Source organism: Rossellomorea aquimaris, from assembly GCF_000935355.1.
Classification (GTDB): domain Bacteria; phylum Bacillota; class Bacilli; order Bacillales; family Bacillaceae_B; genus Rossellomorea; species Rossellomorea aquimaris_B.
Genome location: NZ_JXZC01000001.1, coordinates 1,019,377 through 1,038,788 on the forward strand (window position 1 = coordinate 1,019,377; position 19,412 = coordinate 1,038,788).

The window sequence follows — 19,412 nt, forward strand, 5'->3', positions numbered from 1 at the left end:
CTTCTCATCCTTTTTTATCGCTCTTCACCTTCATACTTGGTCTTAGCTTCATAATACTGAGGGAAAGGGAAATCACTGCAAGAACAGTATAAATGAGCAGGAATGAAATCCATAAAGGAAATGTGATGCCACTGCGAGTGTAAACTTCTTCAATCGCCATTGGCTCAAAATGCCCCATCATGACAATCCCCGGATTAAACATAGCGATTAGGTACGGTGCAGGATTGGTCTGATTCTGATAAGGGCCGCTCCCGATTGCCATTGAGAGCATAAAGAGGAATAACGTCCCACCTGCAAGAAACAGAACCGTCGCATAGGTTGTGACCATGGACACGATCGTCTTTCGAATAATCGTTGAATATAAAACTCCGACGGAACCAAATGCAAAAACCAGGAACAAGCTGAATCCGAACACAAAAAGTAAATCCGTTGGTGAAACTCCCCCGAACAAGAACACAAAGCTGTATAGAGGCAAACTTGAGACAACGAGTAATAACAAATAAGAAACGGACGATACCAGTTTACTTAGGATTATACTCATTGAGCTTTGCTCCGTCGTCAACAACATGCTTAACGTTTGTTTCTCTCTTTCTCCGCTGATGACGCCTCCTGTTAACCCGGGTGTAATGAATAGCACGAGAGCAAGCTGCAAAAATGAGAGAATCATAAACATCACACGGCTTTCTTCGGGACGAAAATAACCAGTATTTGAAAATCGCGTTTGCATATAGATGAAACCGATCACGACAATTCCTACCGCAATTAAGTAGCATAACATCCCGATGAATGCTTTAAAGGAACGAAAACGAAGTTTAAATTCTTTATTTAACATAGGGTTGATGAGTAACTGCTTCAAGAAAGTGTCACTCCTTTCGTAATCTCCATAAAGACATCTTCCAAATTCGTTTCAGTCTCTTTGAAACTCACAATCTGGATGTCATTTAAGATGGCCTTTTTCAATAGCTCTATTTGCTCCATTTCCTCACCTTTATAAAGGAATTGAAATGTTCTATTCGCTTCATCCACTTCAACCTTTGAAACATAGGGGTCGTCTTCAAAGAATGCAACAGCACTTTCCACCATCCCCCGTACTTTCACGACAATCAATTTATCTGCCTGAAGTTGAAATTGAATATCCTGGACAGAGCCATGAGCTATGAGCTTCCCATTATCGATCACACCAATTTCATCACACATTTCCGCTAATTCGGGAAGGATATGGGATGAAATTAAAATCGTTTTACCCATTTTCTTTAGTTCTTTTAGAATTTCCCTCATTTCGATTCTGGCCCTCGGATCAAGCCCTGATGCCGGTTCATCGAGTATCAGCACTTCCGGATCATGGATAAGGCACCTTGCTAAACAAAGGCGCTGTTTCATCCCCCTGGATAAGAGGTCAACATAGGAGTCCTTTTTATGAGAGAGATTTACCAGTTCCAACAACTGGGGAATGAGTTTCTTTCTTTGCTCTTGGGGAATTTTATAGCTTGCACCATAAAAGTCCAGATACTCGTCAGCTTTTAATTGATCATACACTCCAAAGAAATCTGGCATATAGCCGATCTGCCTCCTGACCAATTTTGGATCTTTACTTATATTGAATCCGTTCACTGTAGCCGTTCCTGTAGTAGGAGCTAATAGAGTGGCCAATATGGAGAATGTCGTAGATTTCCCCGCTCCGTTTTGACCAACAAAGCCAAATACGGTTCCTTTCTCAATGGATAAGTTCAGATCATCAAGGGCCAGGAAAGACCCATAGCGTTTAGATAAGTTTTGAATTTCGATCATGGTCGGACCTCTCCTTTCAACACAATGTCAGGTAAACGAACAAACGGATCCCCTTGAGATCGTTTTTCAAATTCGAATACGATTTCACCATTGTCATTTATATATTTGTTCAATTTATCTTTTACTTCGATTGAGTTCGTGGATGATTCAGAAAGCACCATTCGTTCATCTGTTTGTGGATCGATCAGAGAAAACTGAAGCACCCCTCCTGTATGCAGAGTCATATTCAGCGAATGAAGAGTAACTTTAGATAAATCAATCTGTTTTGGGAGGTGGATGGTTAGCTCATACGTGCCATCTTCAAGTCCCATCTCATTTGCACCATTATGTGAGTAATGCTCAATCACCTGTCCCTTTATAGGCAACACATCCAGATCAAGCTGTTCATTTCTAAGTGTAAAAGCACCCTTATAGTTTCCGAGGGATGGAAAATGTTGATAGAGTAATGAGAAATTTTCAGACTTGGATTCTTTGTTTTTAATCTTCATATTGAATATCTCCGCTTCTGTATACCCAAAAATGACCGGGGAGTTATTTTCATTATCCGCAGAAATCATTTGAGATGCGAAGTTTTCCAACCGTTCTTTCTTTTGCTGCTTGATATTTTGCTGATTCGGTAAAGGCGCTGACATATTTGGGGTCATACCAATAGGAGAAGATAAATAATTCGTTGAAAGCTTTTTATCAACTTCGAGGGTATCCCCGGCTTTCATATCTCCGAGACGATACATTCTGGACCCTGACCAAATATATACATCTGTAAAGTCATATGGGAAATCATTTTGAATTGTACCGGATAAGGTTTGATCCTCTAACACTAATTCCGGTATAAACCTTCCTACTTCTTCCTTTTCGCTAGTACCGAGTGATGTCCTCGTGGACCAGTATTCTACATCCCGAAATGTAATGGATCGATTATCCTTCGTCATCTCTTCAACTGCAAACTTATACTGATCCACTCCCCCCGCACTATTCCTTACTCTTGCAGGTGTGATTTCTAAATTATGCTTATCTGAAACAAAATCATAGTCTCCCCCGGAGTTGGATAACGCGCTAAATGCTGAAATTCCGTGTACGCTCTTATCTTCCTCAACTTTTAAGACACTCATTTGATTCAAATGTGGCTTCGAGATTCTATCTTTAGCTCCGGTGATAAAGATGCCTGAGGAAACGAGGACCGAGATGGCAGGAATGATCCACCATGCTTGTTCACGCTTATCCACTTTTCTTAATAAGAAATACAGTAGAGGTACAAGGACAATCAAATAAATGATGAGAATGATGACTAGAGTACTTACTTTAAAATTGGTAGTCGGAAAGAGCTCATTGCTGTCAGCTACTTCATAATAAATCCTCTCCAGGAAACTTTGATCTCCGTTGGACTGGCCAAGTAAAAAGTATGGCTCTGTTTTAGAAAGGACATTTGCAAACCATTCGTCATAGCTTTCCCATGCATTTAATACAGGGTCACCCAATGAGAATGCCGTCTGCCACACTTCTCCTAAGCCTTCGGAACTTTTCACGACCAATGGGATTCCGTCTTGTTCAACGAGAACATCCGATTCTGGTTTAACAGTTCCTTTATAGATTGCTAATGAGTTAAAGGAAGCCTTTATATTCTTCTTCACATTAAAGGTTGAAGTGTCGGAGAGTGTCGATTCTTCCCCGAACGTAAGAGGAGCCATATCTGCTGCAGATCCTAGAGTATCCTCTAAATGAGGAGCCCCTCCTATAAATAAAACACCACCTGCCTCAACCCAGCTTTTTAACGCGCTTTGTTGATCCTGGCTAAGTTCTGAAATATTGAATTGGTCAATGATAAGATAATCAAGCATTTGAAATCCGCTCTTCTCTTCAGGAATATTTTCCTTTGTGAGCGTTAACACCTCTACCTGATTCCCTCCCATGTTAGCCCCTTTAATTCCCTTCAAACGGTCAGGATTTTCACTCAATAAACCGATGGCTGTATAATTGCTATAAATGAAATTAGGAGTTAATCGTTTATCTCCTTTAAATTTCATCTCTTTCCCTTTTTCCCATGAGCCCTCGAATAAATGAATGGTCTCCTGATTTGAGTTATGCCTTATCTCGTCATTAAATCCTGGAATGGAAAATGTATATGTACGTGTGGAGTTTGCAGGAACATCTATTGATAATGCTCTTGCTCCTCCCGTCTGGTAGGAAGGTGCATAATCAAACAATAGATCTCCTTTGAAATCAGAACCTGTATTTTCGACGGTCACTTTAAGAGGGAAACCTCTTCCCTCCTTCACTTTTCCATCGATACCTTCATCCACTGAAATTTTAATTTGCGCTTGTGCAAGTGTTGTATCTTCCATGACAAGAAACATCAAGAACCCTACTATTATCACAAATATTGCTTTCGTACATCTTTTCACATGAATTCCCCTCTTTCTTTCTCTCTACAAAATAGACGAAATCCTTATGGCAAAAGTTTCTATTATTTTTATCTTTTTCCTCAGTTTCCACCTACCCATAGTGTAATTTTACACTATTCTAATCTCTTAGCAAGTAAATTTTAGGAATTTATGTTAATTATTCTTAAATTAAAAAAATCACGGAACGATATCCAAAGATAACGTTCCGTGATTCATAGTCATTATTTTAATCCGCCAATATAATCTGAGAGAAGGGAGATGGCAAAGTCAATCGCTTCCTCATCAGGGTTTAATTTAGAATGGTGCAGGCCATATGGAGAATTTACGCCAAGCCAAAACATAAAGCCTGGTATTTCCTCAAGCATATAACCAAAGTCTTCACCCGTCATGGCTTCTTGACAGATTACTAGGTTCCGATCCGTTTTTTGGAGGAAAGAAATGAAATGATTTGTCCACTCAGGATCATTGTAGACCTGGCGATACATGCTTCCATAATCCACCTGAATATCACAATCATAACTGATTTTCATACCTTCGATTAATGCTTCCAGCCGTTTTTTTACACTTTCCATCGACTCGGCTGAAAGGGTACGGATGGTACCTTCCAATCTGGCAGTTTCAGCAATGATATTTTGCACCGTCCCACTTTCCATTTTTCCGACGGTGATGACCGCACTGTCTAATGGGTCGACATTCCTTGATACGATCGACTGCATTTGTGTGACAAAGGACGAGGCCACGACAATCATATCCTTGGTCTGATGAGGATAGGCAGCATGGCCCCCTTTCCCTTTAAAATCAATAAATAACTCAGACGTATTGGCAAAGAGCAGACCCTCTTTAATAGCCACCGTCCCCACTTCATATTCCGGTGCAATGTGAAGGGCGAATATACAATCCGGCGTCCATTCCTGCATGATCTCACTTTCAAGCATGGGCTTCGCTCCACCTGGTCCCTCCTCTGCTGGTTGAAATATGAACAGAAGATCATCTTCTATCGGATGGTGAACGAAATGAGTTAAAACCCCCAGCTCAATGGACATATGAAAGTCATGGCCGCAGGCATGCATCCTCCCTTCATGTGTTGAAGGAAAATCCAAACCTGTTTCTTCCGTGATCGGCAGGCCATCAATGTCCCCGCGGTAGCCAATCATTCTTGTAGGATTTGTGCCATGAACCTTAACGAAGAGCCCTGTTCTCCAGGTCTTAATCTCTAATCGGTCAGCAGGCAGACTTGAAACATAATTTAATAGATATTGCTGTGTTTTAAACTCTTGAAACCCAAGTTCAGGAATTTGATGGAGATCTCTCCTGATCGACTTAAAGTCTAAAGTAGACATGGGTATCCTCCTTACATGGATAATAGATGGATAGTTAGTGAAAATGGGATCTTACAAGAAAAGAACAGACGCCAGCCGTCCGTTCTCTCCTTGATCATGCTATTGTTGAAATGTTTACAGTTGACGTAATTCTTGTTTTATTTCAGTCTTCGATTTTGTCTTTTCATCAATGTCTTTCAATTTCTTGGCTGGTGTACCTGCCACAACCGTGTATGGAGCTACATCATCGACGACAATCGCCCCGGCTGCTACGACAGCTCCTTTTCCGACTGTTACACCTTCAAGGACAACCGCATTTGCACCAATGACAACATCGTCTTCGATGACGACGGGTTTTGCAGATGGCGGCTCAATTACACCGGCAAGCACTGCACCCGCTCCAATATGACAATTCTTCCCTACTGTAGCACGGCCACCAAGTACAACATTCATATCGATCATCGTTCCTGCACCTACTACAGAACCGATATTGATCATTGCACCCATCATAATGACCGCATTGTCACCGATTTCCACTTGATCGCGAATGATAGCGCCCGGCTCAATACGCGCTTTAACCCCCTTTAGGTCAAGAAGAGGTATCGCCGAATTTCTGCGATCATTTTCTACTACATAGTCTTCGATTTTTTCTTTATTTTCTTCAAGAATAGCAGAAAGCTCGTTCCACTCACCAAATACTACTCCGGAGTTTCCTTGAAGGAAGGTTTGAGAAGATGAACCAAAGTGGATTCCTTCTAAATCACCTTTCACGTAAACTTTCACAGGTGTTGATTTTGTACTATTTTGAATAAAAGAAATAATTTCGTTTGCGTCCATCATTTTCATAAGAATACCCTCCATAATTATGTATAAATTCAGAATTCGTTCCTTGAATTACTTTATCAAATTAAAGAGTGGAAGACAAGCCATAAAGGCGAATCCTATGAGTTTTCATCAATGAATTCGTTTACAACTTCAACAAACGCTTCCACTTGCCTTAATTGGAATGCAGAGTCATACCCGAGTAACCACGTATCCCGGTGTATCAACGAATCATGTTCATCGATTAAAGGTACTTTATAAATGTCATCTTCCATGCCGTCTAACGTGATGGCAGGCAATATTGCGTAGCCGATTCCATTTAATGTCATCTGCTTACAAGTTTCAATTTGATCTACAACAATCGTTCTTTTCGGTGTTGTCTGAAATTGACGATGCCACCAATCCTGAATTTCCTGATAATAATTCGAATCACTCTTAAATTGGATAAACGGTCGATCGGTTTTCATGACCTCTTCAATCGATTGGATTTCTCTATCCACCAAGTACAATGTATCTTGAAAGAGATGGTGTTTTGGCCCCTTCCAATCAGGAGTCCCCCTGATAATTCCGATATGCACTTCATTTTCATATATCGCTTTAAGAATTTCAGAGCTCCACCCTGTCATTAAAGAAATCTTGGCATGAGGATAGCTTTCAACGAATCGTTTGAGTACTTTAGGAAGCCAATTCTGACCCACGATGGATGCACAAGCTATCTTTAAGGTTCCATGCACCTCAAACTCCAAAGCTTGAATTCTTTCCTTCACACTCTCTTCCTTCTGCAACATCTCTTCAGCCAATTTCACAACAAGCTCACCGGCAGGGGTCAATGCAAGACCTTTTTGAGAACGGAGGAATAATTTTGTTCCCCATTCCTTTTCAATCGTCTGGAGTCGTTGCGATAATGCCGGCTGTGATACAAATAACCGCTCTGCTGCTTTACGCATGTTCATTTCCTGAGCCAGTACGTTTAGTAATTGATATTCAGAAAACGCCATTTTTTTCACCTTCATAAGTTTTTCTTATATTATATCTTAATTTATATAAAATTTCATTATCAGATGGAATGGAATACACTGATAGTAGATTTGAAAAGAGGTGTTGGATAATGGAAGTGATTCTCTTTTTCACTGGATTGGTTGTTGCACTTGTTGGCACTTTGGCAGGGAGCGGCGGTTTGATTGGTATGCCGGTGATGCTTTTAATTGGTTTACCTATTCATACAGCAATCGCTACGGCTAAATTTTCAAATATCATCAGTTCTTTTTCAAGCTTTGTTTATTTAATTAGGGACCGGAAAGTTACATGGAAAGAATGTTTGCCCATTCTTCCCATTGCACTGGTTGGGGGATTATCGGGGGCATTTCTATCGGATAGCATATCTCCCTCCTTGCTCGAATGGATGGCCTTTTTCTTTCTGCTGTTCGCTCTTTCACTAAGTATTTTAAAAGGATTCAAGCCAAGGGAAAAAAAACAGAAGCACTATCGGACATATGGATTTTTGTACTTAATCAGTACGTATGACGGTTTATTCGGACCAGGTCAGGCTACCATGCTTATGTACACTCATTTGTTACACGGGCTTTCGTATTTGAAATCAGTAGCTCTTACCCGTTTTCAAACATTTGTAAGCTGTTTAGGTGCATTTACGGTGTATTTTCATAATGGCCACGTCGAGTGGGAAGTTGCCATCCCTTTTGCTATGGGTGCCCTTGTGGGGGCTCAGGTGGCGGTAAGACTAGCAGCTAAGCTTTCTACCAAACATGTACAAATCCTGCTAAACATCCTCACTTTCATTCTTATACTACAACTCGGAAAAAACCTATTTCTTTAGGGAACGGTCCCTTGGAAGGAATAGGATGCCGATAAAGCTAAACAGGGCGAAGAGGAGAACGACAACGTATACCGATTGCAAGGAACCTGTAAGTGCCCCTTGAAACAATTCGAGCACATCAGAAGATAAATTCTCTCTTTCCCCTTTATTTAAGAGCATGTTCACATCGTTAATGGAAAAGTCCTTATCGCTTTCATCTAAGTACGTCTGCAGCCGGCTGTTAAGGATTCCACCTAATAATGCAGCCCCTATCGTCGTACCTAAATTCCTCATGAACATATTGGTGGCAGTCGCGATCCCCCGTACCTGCCATTCGACAGTGGACTGAATAGAAACGATAAACGATGTTGAGGTGAGACCCATCCCTACACCTACAAAGAATGACCCACATGCAGCCCATAATGGACCGTAGGATGGTTCCATCATCACAAAGATGCTTCCGCCCAGTATAAGAGATAATCCACCAATCAAGGAGGTCCTAAAATACCCGATTTTTAATAATAAGCGACCAGCTATCGTTGCCGAAATCGGCCATCCAATAGACATCGCCGTTAATGTAAACCCTGCAACTGTTGCGCTTTGCTCCATGACGCCTTGTACAAAAGCAGGAAGGAAGCTTGAAATACCGATTAACATGACGCCAGTTGTTAATGAAACGATATTGGCGACCAAAATGGAATGGACCTTCCATAAATCAAAAGGCATCATCGGCTGTGCCGTTCGCCGTTCTTGATAAATAAACGCTCCAAATCCCAAAATGAAAAGTGCGATCAGGAGTATTGCCTGCCAGGAATTCCAAGGTAGGTGAACCCCTCCCTCCACCAGTAAAAACATTAAAGATGAGAGGGATACAACCAATAGAAAAGCTCCCCCATAGTCGATAACCGGTTTTTTCTTTTCAACATTTTCATGTAAGTAAAGCCATAGACCAACGATAGATAATAAACCTAGCGGGATATTGACCCAAAAAACGTATCTCCAACTTGCATATTCAACCAATAATCCTCCGACAAGTGGTCCACTAATGGCAGATATCCCCCAAACACTTGATAAATACCCTTGTATTTTCGCACGTTCTTCCTTGGAATATATATCGCCCACGATGGTAGTTGCCATTGGTAGAACCGCTCCGGCTCCAAAGCCCTGTATAAATCTGAATAAGATCAATTGTCCCATCGTTTGAGCAAACCCGCATAAGATGGAGCCGATAAGAAAAATGACGATCCCAATCGTAATGATCGGTTTCCTTCCAAATAAATCAGATAGCTTTCCGTAGATCAGGACCGTAATGGCATTCATTAAAAGGTAAGCAGAAAACACCCAACTATAAAGAGAAAACCCACCGAGTTCCCCCACGATGGCAGGCATGGCAGTAGAGACGATTGTTGCTTCAATCGCCCCCATGAACATAGCCAGCATCACTGCTGCCAATACAAGCGGTTTTTTTGTCCTTTTGACTGAATTCAATTCCAAACTGCTCATCTTTTTCTCCTTTAAATCGTGTTCAATAAAAAATAAAGAGGATGACAAATATGCCATCCTATATGATCTTAACATTATGTAACTGCCATGAAGGGTTTAATCCCTTTTAAACAGTTGTCTTTGAAGTTGCTTTAACACAACTCTCCTTGTCATGATCCCTTCAAAGTACCCGTCATCAGAAACCACACATAGGAATGGGTGGTCCACTAAAAGCTCGAGTGCTTTCTTGAAATCCGATTGTAAGGATACACTTGGAAATTCAGTTGTCATGACTTCCTCTACCTTCTTTGTTTCAAGTTTTTCAAATTCAAAACGCTCGAGACCAAGAATGGAATCGGTAATTAAACTTGAACTAATCAAGCCCTGAAAACGAAATGTCGGATCAAGTACAGGGATGGCTGAGTAACCACTCTTTGTGAGTAATAGTAACGCATGTTCCAGGGAATTCCCTATTTGAACATGAGCAACTTTCTCAGAAGGAATAATGAAATCTTTAATATTCGTTTCTAATAACTCTTTGCTACTCAATGAAATCATGTATAACCCCTCATTTTAAAAAATAAGAATTTGCGTGCCGATCTATAAACAAAAGAAGCAGACACTGACCATTTTAACATACTGGAAGAAAAATGTATGTTTTGACGATTGGAATAAAGACTAAAAAAGATAACCACATGGTTACCTTTTTAGTACATTAATCTTGTTGAGCTTCTTGTAGAAGTTCAAAAATTTCAATCGCTGTAATGTCTATGTTATCAAAAGGAAAACTGCTTCCTTTTTCATTCATGACTTCAATTTCGAATGTATCTTGCTTTGGTAAATACTTTACCTCACAAATTTTCTTTCCATTGTATTCGAAAAATCGTTGTTGAGTTTCCCCTTGTTCACCTTGTTCTTGTAATGATTTTAATCTTTGTATAATTCCAAGAAGCTGAGACATAATTGGTCTCTCCTTTCCTGTTCTAATTCTTGGTCATAGCTTTTGCATTGTACCAGATTCTATCCTGTTAAATCTAATGTTTTGTCCTTTTTCTACATAAATTCCTTTATAATGAAAGGGTAGAAATATATTCTCCCCGGAAAGGATTGATTGGATGAGTATTTATCGTATAGATTCTCGAATATCCTTAGTTGATCTAATGGATCTGTCATTACAGGAACGTACAGGAAGTTATATAATAAACGAAGAGTCCCTTACCATTATCGAAACGTCTGCCAGTCCTTCTATACCTCATCTAAAAAAAGGTCTCTCTAAGTTAAACATTAATCTTGAAGATATTCAATACATAATTTTAACTCATATCCATCTTGATCATGCGGGAGGTGCAGGTCTTTTTCTGAAAGAATGCCCTAATGCAAAGGTCATCGTTCACCCGAAAGCCAAACGGCACCTTGTTGACCCGACACGCTTGATCAAAGGAGCAAGAGCGGTATATGGAGAAAAATTCGATGAGCTTTTTCACCCGATTGTGCCAATTCCTGAAGAGCGAGTGATTGTGATGGGGCATGAAGAAAAGCTGGAACTGAGCGAAAGCTGTACATTAACGTTTTTCGATACTCCCGGCCATGCAAATCACCATTTTAGCATCTTTGATCCTGTTTCAAATGGGATGTTCACCGGGGACACATGCGGGATCCAGTATTCTGTTAGGTCAAAGCACTTTTACTTCCCTTCCACCTCCCCCAATCAATTTAGTCCTGAACGAATGAAGGATTCGATTCGTTTGTATAAGGAGTTACATCTGGATCGTTTGTATTTTGGGCACTACGGTGTCACTGAAGAAGTATCATTTGCATTAGGGGAAGTAGAAAAATGGCTTGACCTTTTCATGGAAAAAAGTAAGAAACAGTTCTCTTCCAAAGTAACAGTGGAAGAGAACGTAAAAGCGATAACTTCTGTACTTTTTGAACTAACGAAAAGCAAAATGATCCAAAAAGGCGTTGAGCCGGACCACTCGATTTTCAAATTATTAAAGCTTGATATGAATGTATCTGCAATGGGAATCGCAGATTACTTCATTAGGCAAAGCAAAGGAGAAGAAACATTATGAAAATAGTCACTTTATACACTCAACCAGAATGCCCCCCTTGTGAAGTAGTCAAAATGTTTCTGAAAGAACACAATGTTGACTACAAAGAAATTGATATCAAGCAAGATGAACAAGCAAGGAATTATCTTGTGAAAGAGCTGAAGTCATATTCCACCCCAACCATCACAGTGGACTCCGAAGTAATATCAGGCTTCAACCTCGAAGCCCTTTCTGCAGCTTTAAACAAATAAGAATTGAGATGATTTAACAATTTATCAACAAAAAAGTTGGCCAATCTCTTTTAATGGCCAACTTTTAATATTTATTGAAGTTTTTCCGGTAATTCGTACGTTATGGATGAAACCTTCCATGTTCCTTCTTCTTCACTTACCACGACAGCTTCAACACCGGAATCCGTTGATACAGGCCCTTCTTCCTCCCCTGTCCGTTCTTCCCATACATACCAATTTCCATCTATGTATTCTACGTTAGTAGAGTCATCATACTTAAAAAATGGAATATAGTGTGGGGCAAAGTCAGATCCAAATGTAATATAACCGCCCTCTACTTCATACACATTTTCCCTGATGAAGCTAGCTGTCAGATCCTTTGTGAAATACTGTGACAACTTGTCATTGATATGTTTCTTGGATTGTGGTTTTTCACTTAATGATACTTGGGTACGAAAGGCATCTTCCACAAGAGACAATGCGTTTTCTTTAGAAAATTCAGATGCTTGGGTTTGACTGACATGTCCACATGCCGCTGTAACGAGCCCTATAATAAGAAATAATAGCCATAATTTTTTCTTTTCCATATGCTTTCCCTCCCTTAATATGCTTGTTGAAAATATTGTAGCAATGGAAAATTGTCGATAGGTTATCATTTGTTCGTTAAATCCTAACAAGGACTGACATATATTTTGGTTTGGTTGTAAAATTCCCCCTATTAATGACAGTCAAACACAAAAATCAATGGTACATTTACCCAAAAAGGGGTGCCGCATTATTACATGCGGCACCCCTTTAATTATGATAAATAGCGAACGGACCAATATATAATGAACAGTGTAATTAGAATGGTTGCAATTAAAATAGACAAGAAAATAGGATTCCGGATATAAGGATGTTCCTTCACAACATCCGGAATATCTGTGTCATACTCACCCTTCAGCCTCTTCTCCTGGCCAGCCAATTTAAAGGTATACACCAAAGAATAACCGGCTATCCCTATTACAATCAGGGCAAGCACAATCATATATATACTCATCATAGCCCCTCCTTACATAATGTCCTTAAGAATAATTTGTCCCAATAGGAAAAGGCTATACAAGAAAAGCGGAGGCGGCTTGTTCAGGCCCGACAAGCATAAGGCGAAGCAACCGGAAAGGCGCACTTTGCCTTTTTGGTTGCTTTGACTTATGACCTCGAGGGACTAGCCGCCGGAGCTGGACATATCGAAAAGCGGAAGGGGCTCGCCCTGGGGCGACAAGCATAAGACGAGTAACCCGGAAAGGCGCTCTTTGCCTTTTTGGGTTACTTGGCTTATGACCTCGAGCCCCAAGCCCCTGGAGCTGGACATAGCGAAAAGCGGAGGCGGCTCGATCAGGCCCGACTAGCATAAGGCGAATCTGACAGAGGGATACCTGGGGATTTAAAAAATCAAACCATCTTCCTCGAATAAAAATTCATATGAAAGATCCATAAATAAATATAAGCCATTGCCAAATGGAAACGAATAGGTCCGGATCGATTCTCCTGAATCAATATCGCTGTAAATGTCCGATAATAAACCTTTCTTATTGATCCTCATACGAATGATATTTTCCAGAAAGTAAGGACGCCAGCTCCAGTTCTTCCCTTTGTACCTTGGTTCGATCCTCCATTTTTGATCAACTTTTACTACGTTACTAGTCACTTGGAAGCCATTTTCATCACAAATGTACAGCCTGAAGCATTTATGTGTAAAATTCTTCCCTAACTCAAAAAGTATATCATCGAATTCAGTGCTCTGTTTTTTTATCATAAGCAGATTTTGACTGATTTCTTTGTGCAGGACATCTGCGAATTCATACCCTGCTTCAAGATGCTTCTTCTCATATCGAATATAGTCCTGGCATTTTTCCTTCAGCTTTTCTTTTAGGAGATCGGGTTTCAAAAATGAGGCTGACGGGTGCTGAAGATAAAATCCTTGATAATAACGGCCGCCGTTCAACCAGGCAAACTGCAGCTGAAAGTTGATTTCGATATTTTCAAATAAGAGGGAAGCTCCGATTTTTCTGGCAAGCACCGACAAACTGTACAATATATCTTTGTATACTTTATTACCCGCATCATTTCGAAGCTGGAATAAATCCACCTTTAATATATCCGGTGAGAATTGCGATAGCCGATCCAACTGACCGCTATTACCGCCGACATTATCGATTGCGATTTTAATCCCATATGTTTTGTAATATAGAAGCAAATGGACCAGCTGATCGAAATCCCCTGAAAAGGTTTTTTCAGACAGCTCAATGACTGTCCGGTTCAAATTCAATCCCTTTTTTTCGTATTCCTGGAGGAGATCAAGTAAGGATTCTCCATGGTCAAGCATCAATAGCCTTGCATCACGGTTTAGAAAGATGTACCCCTCTTGTCCCTCACGTAAAAACTTGTTTAGAGCAAGCCTGGTTATTCGTTCGTCCACTTCAACTTTATATTCATCCGGTATTTCTTCATCTCCAAAAAATGGACCAAGACTCTCGATTGTTCCTTCATCGACTTCTATTCTCCCTAATACCTCGTAGCCGATGATTTTATGTTCATCCGCACTGAAAATTGGTTGAAAGTACGGAATCACTTTTTCAATATTGGTTAACACTTCTAATGCGTCCATACGCACTCCCCCACCATTACTCATGTTTTTTTGCATAATTATAACACAACTATACAGTGGAATTGAAAACACATAAAAAAAAGCTTTCCCTGCACTGTCGTCTAGACATATAGGGGAAAGCTTTTAATCATTTGTTCATGCTTTTTTAGAATGGAAATTGATTAAGCCATTGGCCCCCATCCATTGTAATGCATTCTCCGTTTATATACGCCGCTTGATCTGACGCAATAAAATAAGCAAGGCCGGCGATTTCTTCCGGTGTCCCTAACCGTTTTAACGGGACGCTATCAATCGTTCTTTTCGCTGCCTCATCAGAAATCCAAAGTTTCTCTGCCCCACCGGTTCTTTCAATTGGTCCAGGTGCAATGGCATTTGTACGAATACCGTATTTATGGCCCCACTCGACGGCGAGCGTGCGCGTTAACGATAAAACCCCAGCTTTTGCTGCAGCTGAATGAGCCACACCTGCACCTGCATTCCAGGCGTAAGTGGCAACCATATTTATAATGGATCCCTTTTGTTTGTGCTCAATCCAATAATTCCCTACAGCATGTGAGCAAAGGAACGTTCCATTAAGGACGATATCAATAACAGATTTCCAGCCATTAGGAGTTAGCTTTTCCGCCGGACAAATAAAATTTCCTGCTGCATTGTTTATGAGCACATCAATTTTGCCGAATTTCCCTGCAGTAAATTCAACCATGGCCTTGACGTGTTCTTGTTCCCTTACATCCATTTGAAATACTTCTATACTTCCTTTAAGAGAAGAAAACTCTTCTTTCACCGATTGAAGCCGTTCTTCATTTCTCCCTGTTACGACGACGCTTGCGCCAGACTCTACAAAGCGCTTCGCCATATATTTCCCCATACCATTCGAACCGCCTGTTACAATTACAACTTGTTGTTCTCCCATATGTAACTCCCCCTCATTAATGAATGAATGCTCACTCACAATTTTATCATATAGAGATGCATTACAACCATTTAAACGATAAAAAAAGACTGATTTTTAAGAAAATATCTTTTTCTTAAAAAATCAGCCTGATAAATCAACCATCCGGGTTGTTAACAATGGTATCGTGTAATTGCGCCAACGCCTTAATAATGGTTTTATTTCTCTTATATCCTTTTGCTTCAATTGAAACATTATTATATGAAACAACTACCTGGCCTAAAGATCGAGGAGATTTAAAGCCATATACATATACTTTAATCGTTCCTCTATCGGTAGGGAGAAATAGGATTTCCATACGTTTTGTCTTTTTCATAATCCCTCTCCTTCATAAAGCATTCGGAACTCTGATTCACTTTGGGTGCGATCTTATCGCTTCCAGTCTATGAATCTTTTACTCTCCTCACTTTAAAATAAGTCATAGGAACTACTCTGTCAAACATTTCATCGCATTTAGTAGACGTACGTGAAAAAGCATGAAAATAAAAACGTATCTTCAATTTAAATGACAGGTTGCCTCAAATAGTTGGACAAGAACGTTACATAAGAACAAATTGCTGTTCCTCGATTTCCTTTGGGCAAATCGGTTTACTAAAGAAGTACCCTTGAGCTTTTTGGCAGTTTGCCTCTTTAAGAAAGTCGACTTGTCCCTCCCTTTCTACACCTTCTGCAATCACTTCCAGTCCCAGACTATGTGCAAGGTGTATGATGGTAGTCGTTATGGCAGAGTCCTTCTGATTCATTCCTATTTCCTTCACAAAGGATTGGTCGATCTTTAATATGTCGATTGGAAATCGCTTTAAATAATGAAGTGAAGAATATCCGGTCCCAAAATCGTCAACAGAAATGTATACACCCAGATTTTTTAGCTTTTTCAGCATTTTCAATGTTTGTTGAGTGTCTTGCATGGCTCCCTCCGTAATTTCAATTTCTATGCAGGAAGCGGGAATATTATACGTTGATAAATAGAAATCAATTGTATCCACCAATTGCTCCTGTAGAAATTGCTTAGGGGAAATGTTGATAGCTACACGCACTGTCCTGTACCCTTTTTTTCTCCATTTTTGCAATTGTAAGCATACTTGCTCCAATACCCATTCACCAATCTGATGAATCAAGCCCGTTTCTTCTGCCAAGGGAATAAACTGTGCCGGTGATACAAACCCAAATTTACGGTTGTTCCAGCGAATTAACGCTTCGAAGCTATCGATGGTGCCAGTCGATAAATTCACCTGTGGTTGATAATGGACATACAGCTCTCCCTTTTCAATGGCTTTTCGTAAGTGGGATTCCATAATGATATAATTAGGAAAGCTTGATTTCATATGCGTTTGGTAAAAGCGATAATGGGCTCTCCCTTTTTCTTTTACTTCAAAGAGAGCTTGAGCAGCTTTTTGAATGAGTGAATTAGAATCATATCCATCTGCAGGATAACGACTGATTCCAATCGAAGGTGAGATGTAAAATTCCTGCTCATCAATAGTAAAAGAGTCTATGAACAGCGCTAAGATTTCCTTCGCCTTCGTTTTAGTATCTTCAACATTACTATTCTTCAATAGAAAGATGAATTCATCACCGCCTTGCCTGTACAATAGACATTCTTCGTTCGTAAGAGTTACCAAACGCTCTGTGATTTTTTTTAGAAAACGGTCGCCTCCCTTTAAACCAAGAGTATCATTTACAAATTTAAACCGATCTAAGTCCAAGTATAAAAGCGAGAGCTCTACACCTCTTTCTTCCATATTATGAATGATTAAAGGGACATGATCATCCAATGCTTTCCTGTTCCAAAGACCCGTTAATTGATCGTGAAGAGCCATATAATGAATCATTTCATTCTGTTCATGGTGCTTGGTTATATCCTTCACGATAATATAACAACCATCACACTTTTCTTCTACAACGATGGGAATCATTTTTAATTGAGTTATCTTCTCTTCTCCTGCTTCGTTTAGTAGTAGGCAATGTTCAATGGAGGAGGGCGTTCCTTTTAAGGTTTGAACAAGTGAACCGGTTAGGGTGTTCTCATTTTGAGAGTGAAACAAATCATAGATTCTCATGTTCACCAAGGTTTCTTTCAAATAGCCGGTTAATGAGCATCCTGCTCCGTTGGACTCTTTGATGAACCCATGTGAATCCAGAATAAATATGGCATCCAGATTATGTTCAATAATGGACTTGTATCGTTCTTTCGCTTTTACTAATTTCTTCTTCTCTGCAATGGACGAAGTAATATCTCTTGTTATGGAAACCACGTACTCTACTTTTCCACTTTCATTCTTTATGGGTGTGAGAATCGATTCGTTTACCACTTGGCTTCCATTCAAATGGAAAAACGTATCCTGATAGATGATCTTCTCTCCTGATAGCACAAGTTTGGTGTATTTCTTCTGTATGTCAGTAGCCATCTCACATGAAACAACTTCCTCCAATAATCGCCCCATATCCTCATTATGAATAGACGTGTACCTTCTAGCAGATTCATTTATGTACAGGTACCTGAAAGCAGGCCCCTCTTCAACCTTCATAATGAAAATCATATCATGAATGTGATCTAAAATTAGTTCCTTCAAAACAGTGTCAAGCACCTCTTGATCTTGACCGATAGTATTATTAATGGTTGTCCATTTCATGGATTCTTCATCCTCTTAGGCTTCTGTCATTTTCCACATCAAGTATCCTGATTATATTTTACTAGTTAAACCAGGAATTTCCTACATTCCTGTAAGAATATTCATTATTTTCTTCACGTTTTATTACTTTAGACCCGTATGGATACTCGATTCGACTGCCCATTATATGTGAGACAGGCGCGCAGTTCGAATATGGACCATACACTAAAGTGAATAGAGAGAGGAGGTTTTTTGTTTAATGTATCGACATGCATATTACCCATATGAGAGTTACCCACAGTATAGAGGAGGAGATCAACGCTTCTTCCCCTTCTTTGGATTACCGTTTTTAGCAGGTGGTTTAGCAGGATTGGCCATTAGCCCGTTCCTTTTCAACAGACCTTGCTACGGTCCCGCTTGCTATCCACCTTATCCACCATACGGAGGGTATCCTTATCCTGCTTACCAACAACCCTATGGAGGAAATAATTTTCAATCTTCACCATACAACTTTACAGAGAATATAAATATATACCCCCAAAGATAATCAAAAGGCTCACCTGAAAATGTATGGGTTACATTCTTTAGGTTGAGCCTTCTGATATTTACTCTCAACAACGCCGGCCCGGTTACCCCTTTCCCCGCATAAATTAATGTTATATTTAGAAAGAACCCCGTCTAAAATATACTTATCTTTCAACAAGAAACTCCCCACCGTACCTTTCCAATACCAGAAAAAGGAGGTATAATGGAGATTAATACATTGGAAAGGAGCCAATAACTTGAGGAATACTAGTAAATCCACCCCTTCTTCCACATCCGTAATCACCCTCTCTCAAGCTATTTTCACTGTGAACCGTCATGCGAAAACAGCAGGTAATCCAAAATACTTATATTCATTAAAAAAACGAGCCTTAATGAAAATGATCCGGGAAGGTAAAGCGAAGAAAGTTGGACTTCACTTCTCCAACAATCCAAAGAACAGTCAACAACAATCTGACGTATTGATTGATTGCGGGGATTATACCTTCCATATCCCACCATCAAAAGAGGATTTTAAGGCACTGCCTCACCTTGGTTCACTTAATCAATCTTTAAGAAATCCTAGATGTAAGATGGGACTTCAGCAGGCAAAAGGGATTTTAGAACAATATACAGGAATGTCCGAACAGAATGAAAAGCCTCGAAAGCCGGGAAAGAACAATTATCAAAAGCCCGTCTTCAAAAAGTTGGGCGATAGCTTCTTTTAATGGTCGATGGTTTTAATATATTAACGCATATATCTTCTCAAGGGTTC

The 19,412-nt window shown here is 40.0% G+C and carries 19 protein-coding genes; 4 read left to right on the forward strand and 15 right to left on the reverse strand.

The window, feature by feature from the left end:
* Window positions 1-4: 4 nt before the first annotated feature.
* From TV75_RS05120 to TV75_RS05145, 6 genes are all read right to left on the reverse strand, one after another.
* Window positions 5-856 carry an ABC transporter permease gene (locus TV75_RS05120; protein WP_044337560.1) on the reverse strand — a complete coding sequence of 284 codons (852 nt, stop codon included), beginning with the start codon at window positions 854-856 and terminating at the stop codon, window positions 5-7.
* A complete protein-coding gene (locus tag TV75_RS05125) occupies window positions 853-1,788 on the reverse strand; it encodes an ABC transporter ATP-binding protein (protein WP_044337561.1) in 936 nt (311 codons plus the stop codon). The genes TV75_RS05120 and TV75_RS05125 overlap by 4 nt, the downstream gene beginning before the upstream one ends.
* Window positions 1,785-4,187 carry a hypothetical protein gene (locus tag TV75_RS05130; RefSeq protein WP_044337562.1) on the reverse strand — a complete coding sequence of 801 codons (2,403 nt, stop codon included), beginning with the start codon at window positions 4,185-4,187 and terminating at the stop codon, window positions 1,785-1,787. Before TV75_RS05130 ends, TV75_RS05125 begins: the two co-directional genes overlap by 4 nt.
* A 221-nt stretch (window positions 4,188-4,408) precedes the next feature.
* On the reverse strand, window positions 4,409-5,527 hold the full coding sequence (locus tag TV75_RS05135; protein ID WP_044337563.1) for an N-acetyldiaminopimelate deacetylase: 1,119 nt from the start codon (window positions 5,525-5,527) through the stop codon (window positions 4,409-4,411).
* 114 nt (window positions 5,528-5,641) lie between these two features.
* Window positions 5,642-6,352 (reverse strand): 2,3,4,5-tetrahydropyridine-2,6-dicarboxylate N-acetyltransferase, encoded by a 711-nt coding sequence (dapD, locus tag TV75_RS05140; protein WP_044337564.1) that lies wholly within the window; start codon window positions 6,350-6,352, stop codon window positions 5,642-5,644.
* 95 nt (window positions 6,353-6,447) lie between these two features.
* Window positions 6,448-7,326: a LysR family transcriptional regulator gene (locus TV75_RS05145; RefSeq protein WP_044337565.1), complete on the reverse strand. Its 879-nt coding sequence runs from the start codon at window positions 7,324-7,326 to the stop codon at window positions 6,448-6,450.
* Window positions 7,327-7,436: 110 nt separating this feature from the next.
* Here TV75_RS05145 and TV75_RS05150 point away from each other — a divergent pair, with 110 nt between their 5' ends.
* Window positions 7,437-8,162, forward strand: coding sequence for a sulfite exporter TauE/SafE family protein (locus TV75_RS05150; protein ID WP_044337566.1), 726 nt, complete (start codon window positions 7,437-7,439; stop codon window positions 8,160-8,162).
* Here the strand turns inward: TV75_RS05150 and TV75_RS05155 are convergent.
* The 3 genes from TV75_RS05155 to TV75_RS05165 all read right to left on the reverse strand — a co-directional run bounded on the left by TV75_RS05155 (window position 8,151) and on the right by TV75_RS05165 (window position 10,584).
* Window positions 8,151-9,644 (reverse strand): MDR family MFS transporter, encoded by a 1,494-nt coding sequence (locus TV75_RS05155; RefSeq protein WP_044337567.1) that lies wholly within the window; start codon window positions 9,642-9,644, stop codon window positions 8,151-8,153. The genes TV75_RS05150 and TV75_RS05155 overlap by 12 nt on opposite strands.
* Window positions 9,645-9,740: 96 nt before the next feature.
* Window positions 9,741-10,181, reverse strand: coding sequence for a cyclic-di-AMP-binding protein CbpB (cbpB, locus tag TV75_RS05160; protein WP_044337568.1), 441 nt, complete (start codon window positions 10,179-10,181; stop codon window positions 9,741-9,743).
* A 157-nt stretch (window positions 10,182-10,338) separates the two neighbouring features.
* Window positions 10,339-10,584, reverse strand: a complete 246-nt coding sequence (locus tag TV75_RS05165) for a YkuJ family protein (protein ID WP_044337569.1) — start codon at window positions 10,582-10,584, stop codon at window positions 10,339-10,341.
* A gap of 154 nt (window positions 10,585-10,738) precedes the next feature.
* Here TV75_RS05165 and TV75_RS05170 point away from each other — a divergent pair, with 154 nt between their 5' ends.
* Together TV75_RS05170 and TV75_RS05175 are read left to right on the forward strand one after the other, a co-directional pair.
* On the forward strand, window positions 10,739-11,695 hold the full coding sequence (locus tag TV75_RS05170; protein WP_044337570.1) for an MBL fold metallo-hydrolase: 957 nt from the start codon (window positions 10,739-10,741) through the stop codon (window positions 11,693-11,695).
* The gene (locus TV75_RS05175) at window positions 11,692-11,925 is read left to right on the forward strand and encodes a glutaredoxin domain-containing protein (protein ID WP_044337571.1); all 234 of its coding nucleotides are present in this window, start codon (window positions 11,692-11,694) and stop codon (window positions 11,923-11,925) included. Before TV75_RS05170 ends, TV75_RS05175 begins: the two co-directional genes overlap by 4 nt.
* A gap of 71 nt (window positions 11,926-11,996) precedes the next feature.
* Here the strand turns inward: TV75_RS05175 and TV75_RS05180 are convergent, their stop codons facing one another.
* From TV75_RS05180 to TV75_RS05205, 6 genes are all read right to left on the reverse strand, one after another.
* The gene (locus TV75_RS05180; protein ID WP_052504426.1) at window positions 11,997-12,491 is read right to left on the reverse strand and encodes a DUF3993 domain-containing protein; all 495 of its coding nucleotides are present in this window, start codon (window positions 12,489-12,491) and stop codon (window positions 11,997-11,999) included.
* A 212-nt stretch (window positions 12,492-12,703) separates the two neighbouring features.
* On the reverse strand, window positions 12,704-12,943 hold the full coding sequence (locus tag TV75_RS05185; protein WP_044337572.1) for a hypothetical protein: 240 nt from the start codon (window positions 12,941-12,943) through the stop codon (window positions 12,704-12,706).
* Between the two features lie 384 nt (window positions 12,944-13,327).
* Window positions 13,328-14,551 (reverse strand): EAL domain-containing protein, encoded by a 1,224-nt coding sequence (locus TV75_RS05190; RefSeq protein WP_044337573.1) that lies wholly within the window; start codon window positions 14,549-14,551, stop codon window positions 13,328-13,330.
* A 145-nt stretch (window positions 14,552-14,696) separates the two neighbouring features.
* Window positions 14,697-15,464, reverse strand: a complete 768-nt coding sequence (gene fadH, locus TV75_RS05195) for a 2,4-dienoyl-CoA reductase (protein ID WP_044337574.1) — start codon at window positions 15,462-15,464, stop codon at window positions 14,697-14,699.
* A gap of 136 nt (window positions 15,465-15,600) precedes the next feature.
* The gene (locus TV75_RS05200) at window positions 15,601-15,819 is read right to left on the reverse strand and encodes a hypothetical protein (RefSeq protein ID WP_044337575.1); all 219 of its coding nucleotides are present in this window, start codon (window positions 15,817-15,819) and stop codon (window positions 15,601-15,603) included.
* A gap of 223 nt (window positions 15,820-16,042) precedes the next feature.
* Entirely contained in the window at window positions 16,043-18,136 is a 2,094-nt protein-coding gene (locus TV75_RS05205) for a sensor domain-containing protein (RefSeq protein ID WP_082051139.1), read from the reverse strand.
* Between the two features lie 761 nt (window positions 18,137-18,897).
* Between TV75_RS05205 and TV75_RS05210 the strand changes: the two genes are divergently transcribed.
* Window positions 18,898-19,365 (forward strand): YkyB family protein, encoded by a 468-nt coding sequence (locus TV75_RS05210; RefSeq protein ID WP_044337576.1) that lies wholly within the window; start codon window positions 18,898-18,900, stop codon window positions 19,363-19,365.
* The last annotated feature ends 47 nt before the right edge of the window (window positions 19,366-19,412 follow it).

Excerpts from the sequence above, each read along its gene's own strand:
- TV75_RS05125 (WP_044337561.1), bottom strand. The coding sequence starts at position 1,788 with ATGATCGAAATTCAAAACTTATCTAAACGCTATGGGTCTTTCCTGGCC.
- TV75_RS05135 (WP_044337563.1), bottom strand. The coding sequence starts at position 5,527 with ATGTCTACTTTAGACTTTAAGTCGATCAGGAGAGATCTCCATCAAATT.
- TV75_RS05150 (WP_044337566.1), top strand. The coding sequence starts at position 7,437 with ATGGAAGTGATTCTCTTTTTCACTGGATTGGTTGTTGCACTTGTTGGC.
- TV75_RS05175 (WP_044337571.1), top strand. The coding sequence starts at position 11,692 with ATGAAAATAGTCACTTTATACACTCAACCAGAATGCCCCCCTTGTGAA.
- TV75_RS05205 (WP_082051139.1), bottom strand. The coding sequence starts at position 18,136 with ATGAAATGGACAACCATTAATAATACTATCGGTCAAGATCAAGAGGTG.
- TV75_RS05180 (WP_052504426.1), bottom strand. The coding sequence starts at position 12,491 with ATGGAAAAGAAAAAATTATGGCTATTATTTCTTATTATAGGGCTCGTT.
- cbpB (WP_044337568.1), bottom strand. The coding sequence starts at position 10,181 with ATGATTTCATTGAGTAGCAAAGAGTTATTAGAAACGAATATTAAAGAT.
- TV75_RS05165 (WP_044337569.1), bottom strand. The coding sequence starts at position 10,584 with ATGTCTCAGCTTCTTGGAATTATACAAAGATTAAAATCATTACAAGAA.
- TV75_RS05185 (WP_044337572.1), bottom strand. The coding sequence starts at position 12,943 with ATGAGTATATATATGATTGTGCTTGCCCTGATTGTAATAGGGATAGCC.
- TV75_RS05155 (WP_044337567.1), bottom strand. The coding sequence starts at position 9,644 with ATGAGCAGTTTGGAATTGAATTCAGTCAAAAGGACAAAAAAACCGCTT.
- fadH (WP_044337574.1), bottom strand. The coding sequence starts at position 15,464 with ATGGGAGAACAACAAGTTGTAATTGTAACAGGCGGTTCGAATGGTATG.
- TV75_RS05145 (WP_044337565.1), bottom strand. The coding sequence starts at position 7,326 with ATGGCGTTTTCTGAATATCAATTACTAAACGTACTGGCTCAGGAAATG.
- TV75_RS05190 (WP_044337573.1), bottom strand. The coding sequence starts at position 14,551 with ATGGACGCATTAGAAGTGTTAACCAATATTGAAAAAGTGATTCCGTAC.
- TV75_RS05200 (WP_044337575.1), bottom strand. The coding sequence starts at position 15,819 with ATGAAAAAGACAAAACGTATGGAAATCCTATTTCTCCCTACCGATAGA.
- TV75_RS05170 (WP_044337570.1), top strand. The coding sequence starts at position 10,739 with ATGAGTATTTATCGTATAGATTCTCGAATATCCTTAGTTGATCTAATG.
- dapD (WP_044337564.1), bottom strand. The coding sequence starts at position 6,352 with ATGAAAATGATGGACGCAAACGAAATTATTTCTTTTATTCAAAATAGT.